This is a genomic window from Gordonia sp. CNJ-863, from assembly GCF_001942325.1.
GTDB lineage: Bacteria > Actinomycetota > Actinomycetes > Mycobacteriales > Mycobacteriaceae > Gordonia > Gordonia alkanivorans.
Map to the genome: position 1 here is coordinate 98,897 of NZ_MKKG01000022.1, position 13,059 is coordinate 111,955.

At 68.7% G+C, this 13,059-nt stretch carries 13 protein-coding genes and 1 tRNA gene; 5 read left to right on the forward strand and 9 right to left on the reverse strand.

Annotated elements, in window-relative coordinates; genetic code table 11:
- Positions 1–71 precede the first annotated feature (71 nt).
- From mshC to BJF87_RS12355, 5 genes are all read right to left on the reverse strand, one after another.
- Positions 72–1,322 (reverse strand): cysteine--1-D-myo-inosityl 2-amino-2-deoxy-alpha-D-glucopyranoside ligase, encoded by a 1,251-nt coding sequence (gene mshC, locus BJF87_RS12335; protein WP_035751706.1) that lies wholly within the window; start codon positions 1,320–1,322, stop codon positions 72–74.
- 88 nt (positions 1,323–1,410) lie between these two features.
- Positions 1,411–2,229: an SCO1664 family protein gene (locus BJF87_RS12340; protein WP_262338958.1), complete on the reverse strand. Its 819-nt coding sequence runs from the start codon at positions 2,227–2,229 to the stop codon at positions 1,411–1,413.
- Between the two features lie 73 nt (positions 2,230–2,302).
- On the reverse strand, positions 2,303–3,010 hold the full coding sequence (locus BJF87_RS12345; RefSeq protein ID WP_075863269.1) for a DUF3090 domain-containing protein: 708 nt from the start codon (positions 3,008–3,010) through the stop codon (positions 2,303–2,305).
- Between the two features lie 25 nt (positions 3,011–3,035).
- Positions 3,036–3,773, reverse strand: a complete 738-nt coding sequence (locus BJF87_RS12350) for an MSMEG_4193 family putative phosphomutase (protein ID WP_035751563.1) — start codon at positions 3,771–3,773, stop codon at positions 3,036–3,038.
- A gap of 58 nt (positions 3,774–3,831) precedes the next feature.
- The gene (locus tag BJF87_RS12355) at positions 3,832–4,674 is read right to left on the reverse strand and encodes an undecaprenyl-diphosphate phosphatase (RefSeq protein WP_006360424.1); all 843 of its coding nucleotides are present in this window, start codon (positions 4,672–4,674) and stop codon (positions 3,832–3,834) included.
- Between the two features lie 157 nt (positions 4,675–4,831).
- Here BJF87_RS12355 and BJF87_RS12360 point away from each other — a divergent pair, with 157 nt between their 5' ends.
- Genes BJF87_RS12360 through BJF87_RS12370 form a run of 3 tightly spaced genes read left to right on the forward strand, consistent with a single transcriptional unit; the run spans position 4,832 to position 7,349 of the window.
- Positions 4,832–5,893, forward strand: coding sequence for a hypothetical protein (locus BJF87_RS12360; protein WP_006360425.1), 1,062 nt, complete (start codon positions 4,832–4,834; stop codon positions 5,891–5,893).
- A gap of 2 nt (positions 5,894–5,895) precedes the next feature.
- Entirely contained in the window at positions 5,896–6,219 is a 324-nt protein-coding gene (locus tag BJF87_RS12365) for a DUF5703 family protein (RefSeq protein WP_075863270.1), read from the forward strand.
- The gene (locus BJF87_RS12370) at positions 6,213–7,349 is read left to right on the forward strand and encodes a quinone-dependent dihydroorotate dehydrogenase (RefSeq protein ID WP_006360427.1); all 1,137 of its coding nucleotides are present in this window, start codon (positions 6,213–6,215) and stop codon (positions 7,347–7,349) included. Before BJF87_RS12365 ends, BJF87_RS12370 begins: the two co-directional genes overlap by 7 nt.
- A 69-nt stretch (positions 7,350–7,418) precedes the next feature.
- Here the strand turns inward: BJF87_RS12370 and BJF87_RS12375 are convergent, their stop codons facing one another.
- Both BJF87_RS12375 and BJF87_RS12380 read right to left on the reverse strand, forming a co-directional pair.
- Positions 7,419–7,964, reverse strand: coding sequence for a YbhB/YbcL family Raf kinase inhibitor-like protein (locus BJF87_RS12375; RefSeq protein ID WP_006360428.1), 546 nt, complete (start codon positions 7,962–7,964; stop codon positions 7,419–7,421).
- 61 nt (positions 7,965–8,025) lie between these two features.
- On the reverse strand, positions 8,026–9,360 hold the full coding sequence (locus BJF87_RS12380) for a M20/M25/M40 family metallo-hydrolase (RefSeq protein WP_006360429.1): 1,335 nt from the start codon (positions 9,358–9,360) through the stop codon (positions 8,026–8,028).
- A gap of 107 nt (positions 9,361–9,467) precedes the next feature.
- Between BJF87_RS12380 and BJF87_RS12385 the strand changes: the two genes are divergently transcribed.
- Positions 9,468–9,553: transfer RNA gene (locus tag BJF87_RS12385), tRNA-Leu, on the forward strand.
- 68 nt (positions 9,554–9,621) lie between these two features.
- Here the strand turns inward: BJF87_RS12385 and BJF87_RS12390 are convergent.
- Together BJF87_RS12390 and BJF87_RS12395 are read right to left on the reverse strand one after the other, a co-directional pair.
- Positions 9,622–10,551, reverse strand: a complete 930-nt coding sequence (locus tag BJF87_RS12390; RefSeq protein ID WP_006360430.1) for a mechanosensitive ion channel family protein — start codon at positions 10,549–10,551, stop codon at positions 9,622–9,624.
- 81 nt (positions 10,552–10,632) lie between these two features.
- Positions 10,633–11,877, reverse strand: coding sequence for a M23 family metallopeptidase (locus BJF87_RS12395; RefSeq protein WP_035751558.1), 1,245 nt, complete (start codon positions 11,875–11,877; stop codon positions 10,633–10,635).
- Positions 11,878–11,993: 116 nt separating this feature from the next.
- Here BJF87_RS12395 and BJF87_RS12400 point away from each other — a divergent pair, with 116 nt between their 5' ends.
- On the forward strand, positions 11,994–13,031 hold the full coding sequence (locus BJF87_RS12400) for a nucleoside hydrolase (protein ID WP_075863271.1): 1,038 nt from the start codon (positions 11,994–11,996) through the stop codon (positions 13,029–13,031).
- The last annotated feature ends 28 nt before the right edge of the window (positions 13,032–13,059 follow it).

Genomic DNA, 13,059 nt, shown 5'->3' on the forward strand with positions numbered 1-13,059 from the left:
CGGCCACTCACTGTTCGCCCCGTACAACCCGCCCGACGTTTGCCGGCATCCGGAGAACGCCGGCGACCGGATCAGTCCTGACGGGTCGCCGGGATGCCGAGCAGCGCGTCGACCGCGGCCGCGAGTGTCGCGGGCGCCGCCGCCGACGAGCCGATGCCGCTGCGCACATCGGCGCACCAGGCGTCCACTGCGGCAAGCGCTTTCGGGGTGTCGAGATCGTCGGCGAGATGCTGGCGGACACGCGCGATCACATCTGCCGCGTCGGGTCCGGTGGGTGCGGCGAACGCGGTACGCCACCGGTCGAGACGTTCGACGGCGGTGTCGAGCACCGACTGGGTCCACATGCGGTCGCCGCGGTAGTGGTCGGCGAGCAGCGCCAGACGGATCGCGGCCGGGTCGACGCCCTCGCGTCGCAGAACCGACACGAACACCAGGTTGCCGCGGCTCTTCGACATCTTCTCGCCGTCGAGGCCGACCATGCCGGTGTGCACGTAGTGGCGGGCGAAGCGTCGCGAATCGGTGAGCGCCTCACCGTGTGCGGCCGAGAACTCGTGGTGCGGGAAGATCAGGTCGTTGCCGCCGCCCTGGATGTCGAACTCGATACCGAGCCGGTTCAGTGCGATCGCCGAGCATTCGATGTGCCAGCCCGGACGTCCCGGACCGAAGGGCGAGTCCCACGAAGGCTCGCCCTCCCGCTTCGCACGCCACAGAAGGGCGTCGAGCGGGTCACGCTTGCCGGCACGGTCGGGGTCGCCGCCGCGCTCGGCGAAGAACCGCGCCATGGTCTCCCGGTCGTAGCCGGACTCGTAGCCGAACTGCTCGGTGGCGTCGGTCCGGAAGTAGACGTCGGGGTACTCCGCATCGTCGACGGTGTAGGCGGCACCCGAGGCGAGCAGCTTCTCGACGACCTCGATGACCTCGCCGATCGACTCGACGGCACCGATGTAGTCGCGCGGCGGCAGCACGCGTAGGGCGGTCATGTCATCGCGGAAGAGCTGGGTCTCCCGCGCGCCGAGGTCGCGCCAGTCGACTCCGTCGCGGTCGGCGCGCTCGAACAGCGGGTCGTCGACGTCGGTGACGTTCTGCACGTAGTGCACGTCGTGTCCCTGGTCCCGCAAGACGCGGTTCACCTGATCGAAGGTCAGATACGTGGCGGCATGGCCGAGGTGGGTGGCGTCGTACGGGGTGATCCCGCAGACATACATGGTGGCGGTCCGTCCGGGGGTCACCGGACGCACCGCACGGTCGGCGGTGTCATAGAGACGAAGGGCAGGCCCCTCGCCGGGTACCTCCGGAAGTTCCACATCGGGCCACGACTGCATGCCGTCCACTGTATTGCCCACGGACCGCGAGGTGTTCACGGCCCGGTCCCAGCCTGCGTGGGCCGGCGACGCGGATCACAGTATGACGTCAGAACGGTGGCCACGGGATCGTCCGGTGCCCCGGCGGGAGTGGCATGGTCTCGCTCTCGGCGATGACGACCGCCCGGACCGTGAGTGCGTCGACCTCGTCGGCGGTGATGTGACGCTGCAGCTCGTCGCGCAGCGTGCACCCGTCGGTCTCCAGCTTCTCCGCCAGTTCGGCAACGTCGGCGACCAGGTGTCCGGGCACCTTCTCCCCCGCCCAACCCCACAGGACGGTCCGGAGCTTGTCTTCGGAGTGCAGGCAGATGCCGTGGTCGATGCCGTAGACACCGCCGTCGAGACCCTCGAGGACGTGGCCGCCCTTCCGGTCGGCGTTGTTCAGGACGACGTCGAGCACCGCCAGGCGCTGGAGTCTCGGGTCGTCGGCGTGGACGAGCACGACGGGTTCGCCGTACGGGTCGTAGGCCTGCAGGACGGCGAAGAAGCCGGTCGGCACCGTGTCGACCGGGCACAGGTCCACCAGGTCGATCCGCGGCTGGTTCTCGACGGGCGGGTGTTCGGTGTTGTCCGGCGTCTCGACCCAGCGCTGGACCATCCCCGGACCGACCGGCCCGTCCCGGTGGATGGTCGTCGGGATGGCACCCCAGCCGAGGGCCTCCGAGATCAGGTACGACGCGACCTCGCGGCCGGCCAACGTGCCGTCCGGGAAGTCCCAGAGCGGGACCTCGCCGCGGATCGGCTTGTACACGCAGCGGACCGACTGTTCGTCGAGCACGGCGTCGCACACCAGGGTGGCGTTGCTCGCCGACGGAATCCGGCCGAGGATGGCCAGCTCACCGTCGCGGAGGATGTCGAGCGATGACACCTCAGTCGGCACCGGGTCCGAGGGCTCGGGTTGCGGACTCGCGGCCTCCGTCGTCAACGACCGTGCCCCTGTCTCACGCCTGCGAGGGTCCGGACGTGCCCGGATCCTCGTCGTCAGGATCCTCCGGGTCGTCGTCGTCCTCGTCGACGAGGAAGCTCGGATCGGTTTGCGCCGCAAGGCTGTTGAACACCTCGGGGTCGATGAAGTCGATCGACTTGCTCAGCTGCGCATCACGCTTGTAGCCGTTGGTGCGAACGCACAGGTGGCCTTCGGGGTCGAGCGGTTCGCTGCACAGCGGGCACGGCTGGCGGCCGGCCGAGATCACCTTCGACGACCGGGCGGCGAATTCCCGTGCGGCCGTGGTGGTCAGGAACACACGCACCGCGTCGGGTCCCTCGTCGGTGTCGTCGAGTACGACGCTCTCGTCGAACTCCCCTTCGGTGATGGCGAGGAGTTCCACGACGACGGCCTCGGACTCGGCGTCCCAGCCCAATCCCATGGTGCCGACCCGGAACTCGGCGTCGACGGGCATGACGAGCGGGCTCAGGTCGCCGACCCGATCGGTCACCGGCGGGATCGGCGTCCCGAACCGGCGATGGATCTCGTCGAGCAACGCACCGATCCGGTCCGCGAGGATCTGGACCTGCTGCTTCTCGAGCATCACGCTGATGATGCGGGTCTCGTGGACGGCCTGGAGGTAGAACGTGCGGTCACCGGGTTGCCCGATCGTGCCGGCGACGAACCGGTCCGGGCTGCGGAACACGTGGATCGCTCGGGACATCACACCTCCTTGATTGTTGAGTTCATTATCCCGATGTCGCCGGGATCGTCGCAGTGGCACCGGTGTCCCCGCCCACGACGGCGTCGTCGGAGGACTGCTGGTCGTCGCCGGTGGGCGGACGCGGGGTCGGTATCGAGAGCTTCTGGGTGTTGTTGACGGTGTGCACGTACGGACGCGACGAGGCGTAGCGGATCACGCTGATCGACGCCGGTTCGACGACGATGCGCTGGAAGGCGTCGAGATGGCTGCCCATGGCGTCGGCGACGATCGACTTGATGACGTCGCCGTGCGAACACGCGACCCACACCCCGGAACCGTCCGGCCCGCCGTAGACGCGGTCGAGTTCGCGGATGGCGCGCACCGCCCGCGCCTGGACGTCGGCGAGACCCTCGCCGTCGGGGAAGACCGCGGCCGACGGCTGCTGCTGCACGACCTTCCAGAGCGGCTCGGAGAGCAGCTCGGAGATCGAACGTCCGGTCCAGCCGCCGTAGTCGACCTCGGCGAGGTCGTCGACGACGACCTCCGGCGGGCGGTCGCCGTTGGTGCCGAGTGCGGCGAGTAGCGGTGCGACGGTCTCCGCACAGCGGTCGAGCGGCGAACGCACGATCGCCCTGATCTCGGCGAGGTGGTCGCCGAGGCGGCTCACGAGGTCGTCGGCCTGTTCACGGCCCCGGTCGTCGAGGTGGACTCCGGGGCTACGACCGGCGAGCACACCCGAGGTGTTCGCCGTCGAACGGCCGTGCCGGAGAAGGATCACGGTCATGCCACAACCATAGGCATGTGCGCAGGCGACCCGCACACGACGAGGACCGCCGCGAACGTCAGGTCGCGGAGATGGCGCCGGTGGACAGCAGGATGATCAGGAAGACACCGAGGACCACGCGGTAAGCGCCGAACCAGTTCATCGAGTGATTGCTGACGAACTTCAGCAACCAGGCGATGGCGGCATATCCGACGATGAACGCGACGATCGTCGCGACCAGCAACTGGGGCCCGGTGGCCTCCATGCCCTCGCCGCTCGGATTGAACGCGTCCGGGAGGCTGAACAGGCCGGAGGCCGTCACCGCGGGGATGGCCAGCAGGAACGAGAACCGGAACGCGGCCTCGCGTTCGAGGCCGAGGAACAGACCCGCGCTGGCGGTCGCACCCGATCGGGAGACCCCGGGGATCAAGGCCATGCACTGTGCGCCGCCCATCACCAGACCGTCGCGCAGCGTCAGCTTCTCGAGCGGGCGCTGCTTCTTGCCGTAGCGTTCGGCCAGCCAGAAGACACCGGCGAAGACGATCAGCATGATCGCCACCAGCCACAGGTTGCGGCCGGTGGTGCGTATCTGGTCCTTGAGGACGAAGCCGATGATGCCGATCGGGATGGTCGCGAGGATCACATACCAGCCGATGCGGTAGTCGAGGCTGCGCTCCTCCGCGTGGAACAGGCCACGGAACCAGGCCGCGATGATGCGGACGATGTCCTTGGCGAAGAACAACAGTACGGCCGCCTCGGTGCCGAGCTGGGTGACCGCGGTGAACGACGCCCCGGCGTCCTCGCCGAACATCAGTTCCGAGGCGATACGGAGATGCCCGGACGACGAGATCGGCAGGAACTCGGTGAGACCCTGCAGCGCCCCGAGGACGATCGATTGGGTCCAGGTCATGGTGTCGGTCACGGCGCCCGATGCTACGCGGCGACCCGCCCGCCGACCCGGCTCGGCGACACGCGTCGACCCGCCTGAGCATCGCGCGCGACCGGTCACGCAAGATGGGTCCATGCACTCGTCTCGACGACCGCGCCCCCGTCACCAGCCCCCGAGAGGTCTCGCACGGTTGCGGCGCCCGGTCGCCGCGGCGGCGACCCTCGCCGTGGGTGTGGCGATGATCACGGCATGCGGGTCCGACGAATCCGGCACCCCCGACGTCCCGACCGTCGCTCCGGCGACCGCGGTCGAGGCGCCCGCGACCTCCGAGCCGGCCGGCCTGACGGTCCCCGCACCCGCCGGCTCCCGGGCACTCGCCTCCTCGGGTCGCACGGTCGCCGTAGTCTCGCCGGACGGCAGCCGACTGCTCCGCTTCGACGCCGCCACGATGACCGCGCCACCCACCCCGATCCAGGTGCCGGGCCTGACCGCGCTCGCCGCGGACACCGACGGCGGCTACCTCGGTGTCGGACCGGGTTCGCTGGTCGTCGTTGATGCCGAGGGCCGGGCCCGTACCACCGGAATCGACACCGACGAACCGACCGCGGTCGTGCGCGCCGCGTCCGGTGAGATCGTCGTGGGAACCGCCGACGGCCGGGTCCTGATCTACGACGCCGGGTCCGAGAACGGTGAGTTCCAGAAGAAGCACGACCTGCGCGAGTTCGTCCGTGTGGACTCGCTCACCGCGGCCCCGGCATCGGCTGAGGGCCTCGACGGCCAGGTCGTCGTCCTCGACCGTGCACAGTCGTCGGTGACCCCGATCGACCCGGAGTCGGGCGAGACCGGGCCTGCCCTACGTGCGGGCAACGGCGCCACGACCTCGACGGTCGACCGATTCGGGCGCATCCTGGTCGCGAACACCCGCGACGGCGAGATCCTCGGATTCTTCGGGTCACCGCTGGTCATGCGATTCCGCTACCCGGTGGCCGATGGCCCGTACGCCGTAGACTACGACGACACCCGAAACCTGCTCTGGGTGTCGACAACCGGGAACAACGAGGTGGTTGCGTATGACCTGGCCGACGGCGAGCCGACCGAGATGCAGCGGTTCGCGTCCGTGGTCCAGCCGGACACCATCACCGTCGACGATGCGGGCACCGTCTATGTCCTCTCGGCACGCGACGGCAAACTCCAGGTCGTCCCGCCGCCCGGCACCCCTCTCGGTGTCACGGCGGTCGAGCCCGGTCGGTGACCATGGGTTCTGACCGACGGCCCCATACGCGGCATTCACGGACCTTCGCCCGCGTCGGCGCGCAGTACCCCGCCGGCTGGGAGGTCACCTCGGAGGACGTCGAGTACATCCTGCTGAAGCTGCCGCCGGACGTCACCCGGGTGACCGCGTCGATGCGTCTCGCGCTCCAGGCCGAGTTCGGCGGCTGGGAGCTGTCGCGGGTCCGCCTCTACTCCGACGGCACACGCAAGATCCTGCTCAAGCGCAAACGTCCGCCGCGCGGGGCCCGCGCGCTCGACGAGAACCGTTCCACCGACCACGATCCCCGGAGCGCCCAGGCATGCTGACCGCACGAACCGCCACCAAGGTGCTGATCGCACTCAACCGGCGGTGCTATCCCCTGCTGCTCAAGCTGATGTTCCTGCTGCCGCCGGAACGCATCCACCACATCGTCTTCGTGCTGCTGCGCGCGGTGAGCCGGTTCTCCGTCCTCTCCTTCCCGGTGGCCAAGCTGCTGGCCCACCACGATCCGGTCCTGCGTAGCCGTGTGTTCGGTGTGGATTTCCCGGTGCCCATCGGCCTGGCGGCCGGTTTCGACAAGACCGCCGACGCCGTGAACGCCTGGGGGCAAATCGGTTTCGGCTTCGCCGAGATCGGCACCATCACCGGCCAGGGACAGCCCGGCAATCCCCGGCCGCGCCTGTTCCGGCTCCCCGCCGACCGTGCCCTCATCAACCGGATGGGCTTCAACAACCCCGGTGCGCACGTCGCCGCCGAACATCTCAAAGAGGTCCGGCGCGGTCCGGTGTCCGCCCCGATCGGCGCCAACATCGGCAAGACCAAGGTGGTTCCGCTCGACGAGGCCATCGACGACTACCGGCTCTCCGCGGGCCTCCTCGGGCCGCTCGCCGACTTCGTCGTGGTCAACGTGAGCTCACCCAACACCCCCGGCCTGCGTGACCTGCAGGCTGTCGACTCGCTGCGGCCGATCCTCGCCGCGGTGCAGGCGGAGGTCCACGTCCCGGTCCTGGTGAAGATCGCACCCGATCTCGTCGACGACGACATCGACGCGGTCGCCGACCTCGCCGTCGAGCTCGGACTGGCCGGCATCGTCGCGACCAACACCACCATCGGCCGCGAAGGTCTGCGGACTCCGGACGCCGAGGTGCGCGAAATCGGTGCGGGCGGACTGTCCGGTGCCCCGTTGGCCGACCGGTCGCTCGCCGTCCTCAAGCGGCTCTACAACCGCGTGGGCGGGAAGATCGCGATTGTCAGTGTCGGCGGCATCGAGACCGTCGACCAGGCCTGGGAACGTATCTGCGCCGGCGCCGATCTGCTCCAGGTCTACACCGGGTTCATCTACGGCGGACCGCTGTGGCTGTACGAGTTGCACTCCGGTCTCGCCGAGCGGGTCCGAGCAGGCGGGTTCGCGTCGATCTCCGACGCGGTGGGTTGCGCCGCCGCCCAGCAGCCCTAGCGAATTGCTCTGACAACAAAGGCGTCCCGACCTCCAGTGGTCGGGACGCCATTGTCGTTGTTCTGCTTCTCAGACGTTCTCGCCGGGCTGTTCGTAGGTGCCGACCAGGGTCGCACGGGCGATCGCGTGGGAGAACAGGTTGAAACCGAGGTAGGCCGGGGTGGCCGCCTCGGGCAGGTTCAGCGACTCGGTGTCGACGGCGTGCACGACGACGAAGTAGCGGTGCGGGCCGTGACCGGGAGGCGGTGCGGCACCGATGTAGCGGCGCAGCGAGGCGTCGTTGGTGAGCGTCACGGCACCGTCGGGCAGGCCCGAGCCGTCCTCATCACCGGCGCCCTCGGGCAGGCTGGTGACCGACACGGGGATGTCGGCGACGGCCCAGTGCCAGAATCCGGACGCGGTGGGTGCGTCGGGGTCGTAGACGGTGACCGCGAAAGACTTGGTCTCCGCGGGGAATCCGGACCAGCTCAGCTGCGGTGACAGGTCATCTCCACCCGCGCCCATGATTCCGCTCACCTGACCGTTGGCCAGCGGCGAGCCGTCGGTGAGGCTTTCCGAGGTCAGCGTGAAACCGGGCAGACTCGGTAGCGGGGAGTACGGGTCGAAGGACGACATGTGTTCACCTTTCTGACGTTTCGCGCATCGGAACGATCTGTCCAACACTCTATGTGAGCGTTCAGCTGTGGAGCAGGAAGTGTTCGAACACCTTGGTGCCGAACAGAACCGCGTCGACCGGCACCCGCTCGTCGACTCCGTGGAAGAGCGCCGCGAAGTCGAGGTCGGGCGGCAGTTGCAGCGGCGCGAAGCCGAAGCACCGGATCCCCAGCTTGGCGAACGCCTTGGCGTCGGTGCCGCCGGAGAGCATGTAGGGCACCGTCTTTCCCAGCTCGTCGTGGGCGAGGATGGCGTTGTTCATGGCGTCGACGAGGTCGCCGTCGAACGTCGTTTCATACGAATCGAGGTGGGTGATCCACTCACGGGTCACATTGGGCCCGATGAGCTCGTCGATCTCCTTCTCGAAGGCCTTCTGCCGTCCGGGCAGCACGCGGCAGTCGATGACGGCTTCGGCTTTCTGCGGGATGACGTTGGCCTTGTATCCGGCCTTGAGCATGGTCGGGTTGGCGGTGTCGCGCAGCGTCGCGCCGATGATGCGGGCGAGATCGCCGAGCTTGAACAGCGACGTCTCCAGATCGGGTGCGTCGGGGCTGAAGTCCAGTCCGGTCTCGGCGCTCACCTCGGCGAGGAACTGACTCACCGACTCCGTCATCACGAGCGGGAAGGTGTGCCGACCGATCCGTGCCACGGCCTCGGCCACCTCGGTCACCGCGTTGTCGGCGTGCAGGAATGAGCCGTGACCTGCACGGGCCTCTGCGGTGAGTCGCATCCAGCCCAGGCCCTTCTCCGCCGTCTCGACGAGGTACAGGCGCTTCTGGGTGCCGTCCGGTCGGTCGACGGTCAGGGAAAAGCCACCCACCTCGCCGACCGCCTCGGTGATCCCCTCGAAGAGGTCGGGCCTGTTCTCGACGAGCCAGTGGGCACCCCAGGTGCCGCCGGCCTCTTCGTCGGCGAGGAAGGCGAAGACGATCTCGCGCGGCGGGACGGTGCCGTCGCGCTTGAACTGGCGGGCCAGCGCAAGCGCCATGCCGGCCATGTCCTTCATGTCGACGGCACCGCGTCCCCAGATGTAGCCGTCCTTGACCGCACCGGAGAACGGGTGGACGCTCCAGTCCGCCGGCTCGGCGGGCACGACATCGAGATGGGCGTGGATCAGGAGGGCACCGCGGTCGGAGTCAGGCGGTCCGGCGAGGCGTGCGAAGACGTTCCCGCGGCCCGGACGACCCGATTCGACGTACTGTGTGGTGTATCCCACTTCCTCGAGTTGCTGCGCCACCCATTTGGCGCACTCTTCCTCGCCTTTCGTGGTTTCCGGCTCCCCCGTGTTGGAGGTGTCGAACCGGATCAACCGGCTGACGAGATCGACTACTTCAGTGGTCGCAGACTGTGAAGACACCCCTCACTCCTACGGGATTTGGGATACACGGGCAACCTCGGTTAGTGTTATCCCGCTGCCGCGAGATGGCGGGGAGAAATCCCCTCCGGAGCAACGCAGCAAAGCAAGTCCGAGTGGCGGAATGGCAGACGCGCTAGCTTGAGGTGCTAGTGTCCTATTAACGGACGTGGGGGTTCAAGTCCCCCCTCGGACACCGCAGAACAACGAGAAAACCCCCGGCTCCGGCCGGGGGTTTTCTCGTTGGTTCACCCTGATCGGAGGTCAGGTGCCGGCGGTCTCCAGCAACGAACCCCAGGCGCGCGAGTACGGCAGGGCGATGGAGTTCTCCACGAAGGCCTGCAGGATGGCGCGTCGCAGCCGGCGCTGCACGGCCCACTGCCCGTTCGGCTTGGTCTTGACCGTCAGGCGCAGGACGACCTGATCCGAGGACACCTCCTGCACACCGAGCATCTCGATGGCTCCGAGGATGTCGGTGTCGTCCTCCTCGACGGCCAGACGTGCCGCCTCGGCGGCGACCCGCTGCGCCTTGTCGATGTCGGCGCCCGGCGCAACCGGGGTGTCGACGCGTGCGACCGCGAACTCCTGGCTCATGTTGCCGACGCGGGCGATCTCGCCGTTGCGGACATACCAGAGGGTGCCGTCGATGTCGCGGAGCGTGGTGACGCGCAGACCCACGGTCTCCACCTCGCCGATGGCCTCGCCGAGGTCGACGATGTCGCCGACCCCGTACTGGTCCTCGAGGAGCATGAACACCCCGGTGACGAAGTCGCGGACCAGATTCTGGGCACCGAAGCCGATCGCCAGACCGACGATTCCGGCCGAGGCGATGAACGGCGCGATGTTCACGCCGAGGACACTCAGCACCGACAGCACCACCCAGACGAGCAACACGATCGACACCGTCGACTTCAACACCGAACCGATGGTGGCGGCCCGCTGCGCGCGCCGGGCGGCGATCTGGGCGCTGCGTTCGGTCGTCACCGTCTTGGGCCGCAGACCGCGCATGAGGGTCGCTCCACGCGACTTCTCACCGTCCCGCGAGCGTGGACGGGTCGCCCGGTCGATGGTGCGGTGAATGGCGAAACGCACGACGAGTGCGGCCAGGATGTAGGCCGCGATGCGGATCGGATTCTCGATGATCCATTCGCGATTCGTCTCGGTCCATTCGAAGGCCAGGTTCTGAATGGTCATGACCCCGACCGTACGGACGTTGAATTCGTTGTCCAGTCGGGATCGACCCGAGAGCGTCGGTGTCGACGCCGAAAACCGTTGTCAGCCTGCGCGGAAGGTGACGACGTTCTGATCGAGGATCATCCGGTCCTGCTGTGTGGAGACGGTCACACCGGGCGCCATCTCGAGCGGTACACCGGTGCCCTCCGAGGCGTCGAAGGCGGCGGTGCCGGCCACTCGGCCGGTGATCGTGAACAGGTCGGTGACACTCGGCACACCCTGGGACATCAGGAACGACGGCCCGTTCATGACGTGGACGTGCAGGTGGGGTGCGACCGAGTTGCCGGTGTTGCCGACCTTGCCGATGACCTCGCCGCGTCGTACCCGGTCCCCCGGCTCGAATCGCACCGAACCGGGTTGCATGTGGGCGTAGTTCACGAAGAACCCGTCGCCGATGTCGAGGACGAGGTTGTTGCCGTCGGCCTCGGCGATCGGCAGGTTCGCGGGGAACTCCCCCGGTACCTGTTCGGGCAGGTCGTTGCGGCTGGCGACGACGGAGCCGTCGGCGACGGCGAGCACGTCGTCGCCGAAGATCCGGTAGCTCGCCGGGTTCCTGGCCTCACCGACGAAGATCTTGCCGTCGGGTCCGGCCTGCTCCCAGTCCACCGCGTATCGCTGGGCGACGACGGGAGCGCCGTCCAACGGCAGGATCGCGCGCGTGTGCCGGACCGCGTCGCAGCAGGCGTCGGCGGCGATGTAGTGCTCGCCGATCAGGGGCGGACCCAGGACGGGGACAACACCGTCGTTCACCTCGACCTCCGCGATCCGCTCGGTGGTCTCCCGCATCTCCGGCGGCGCCCCGTCGGCACGGACCGAGATCTCGTGGACGAGCTTCGTCGGCGCCGCTCCCTCGAACTTCAGATGCAGGAACAGGACGCCGTTCTGCCCCGGTGCGAGCACGTCCGAGTATCCCTCGGGCACACCGGGTCTCGGCGGGACGGAGGGCGCCCCGGTGGGCTTGAGCCGTTCCCCGACATCGGCCTGGTCGAGGCCGAGCAGCTCGGGGGTACCGTCCACCCCTGCGTCGAGCGCCTTGACGCCGGTGATGGTCACCGGGGTGCGCATGAAGTTGGTCAGCGACACCTCGTAGACGAGGTGATCGGCGCCGTCCGACCCGGCGAACGGCGTCGGAGCGAACATCACCGACCCAACGACCGGGGTGAGGACCGGGTCGGGCGGAACCGGTACCGCCGTACCATCTCCGTTCTCCTCGCCGCCGCCACAGGCGGACAGGACGAGCGCTGCGCACACCCCGAGGACCGCGAATGGACGTCGTGGTGTGTGCATGTGCGTTCCTCCGCGGCCGCGCCGACGGCGATCCGCCCCGGCTTCCTGCGTCGGAATACTAGGGATCCCCGGGGCGACGCGCCGCCCCCCCTCCGCACACCGGGCACAATTGTGACGTGACCCAGCGCCTGTTCTTCGACTGCGACACCGGCATCGACGATTCGGTCGCACTCCTCTACCTGCTGGCGCGCGCCGACGTCGACCTCGTCGGCATCGCCTCGACGGCCGGCAACGTCCCCGTCGACGTGGTCACCACCAACAACCTCGCCTGGCTCGAACTCTGCGGCCGCCCGGAGGTCCCCGTTCACGTCGGGCCGGCCGCGCCGCTCGTCGCCGAACTCATGACGACCGAGGACACGCACGGACCGCTGGGGGTCGGTCACGCGGCGCTGCCCACCCCGACCAGCACGCCGAGCCACCTCGACGCCCCGGATGCGTGGATCGAGGCGTCGCGCACGCACGACGGAGAACTGGTCGGGCTGGTGACCGGTCCGCTCACCTCGCTGGCGACCGCGATCCGCCGGGACCCCGCACTGCCCGCCCGCCTCCACCGCCTCGTGATCATGGGCGGGGCCTTCCACACCCACGGCAACACGACGCCGACCTCGGAGTGGAACGTCGCCGTCGACCCGGAGGCCGCCGCCGAGGTCTTCGCCGCATTCGGTACCGACGGCGCGCCGGAGCCCATCGTGTGCGCGCTGGATCTCACCGAACAGGTCGTGCTGACCCCCGGCCACGTGGTGCGCCTGTCCGCCGCAGCGGGGAGTTCGCCCCTGGAACGCCCTGACCCGGGCGACGAACGGGGTCTGCGCTCGGTCGCGGACAACGAGATCATCCGGCACCTCACCGACGCCCTGCGCTTCTACTTCGAGTTCCACCACGACCACGACGAGGGTTACATCGCCCACCTCCACGACCCGTTCGCGGCGATGGTGGCCTTGAACCCCGACCTCGTCACGACCATCCCGGCGCGGGTCGACGTCGAACTCGTCGGCACCCTCACCCGCGGCATGACGGTCGCCGACGAACGCTGGATGTCGCCGCTCGGCCCGAACGCCCGGATCGCCACCGCCACCGACCTCGACGCCGTCTTCCACGACCTGATCGAGACGATCGGCGCCTTCGTCCGAAACCTCAGGCACGCACCCGCATAGGGTCGAACCGTGAGGCGACTCGGCTCAG

Bases quoted from the DNA above. Each gene is read 5' to 3' on its own strand.
- BJF87_RS12345 (WP_075863269.1), bottom strand. From the start codon at position 3,010: ATGTCCCGAGCGATCCACGTGTTCCGCAGCCCGGACCGGTTCGTCGCC.
- BJF87_RS12370 (WP_006360427.1), top strand. From the start codon at position 6,213: ATGCTGACCGCACGAACCGCCACCAAGGTGCTGATCGCACTCAACCGG.
- BJF87_RS12365 (WP_075863270.1), top strand. From the start codon at position 5,896: ATGGGTTCTGACCGACGGCCCCATACGCGGCATTCACGGACCTTCGCC.
- mshC (WP_035751706.1), bottom strand. From the start codon at position 1,322: ATGCAGTCGTGGCCCGATGTGGAACTTCCGGAGGTACCCGGCGAGGGG.
- BJF87_RS12390 (WP_006360430.1), bottom strand. From the start codon at position 10,551: ATGACCATTCAGAACCTGGCCTTCGAATGGACCGAGACGAATCGCGAA.
- BJF87_RS12395 (WP_035751558.1), bottom strand. From the start codon at position 11,877: ATGCACACACCACGACGTCCATTCGCGGTCCTCGGGGTGTGCGCAGCG.
- BJF87_RS12375 (WP_006360428.1), bottom strand. From the start codon at position 7,964: ATGTCGTCCTTCGACCCGTACTCCCCGCTACCGAGTCTGCCCGGTTTC.
- BJF87_RS12350 (WP_035751563.1), bottom strand. From the start codon at position 3,773: ATGACCGTGATCCTTCTCCGGCACGGCCGTTCGACGGCGAACACCTCG.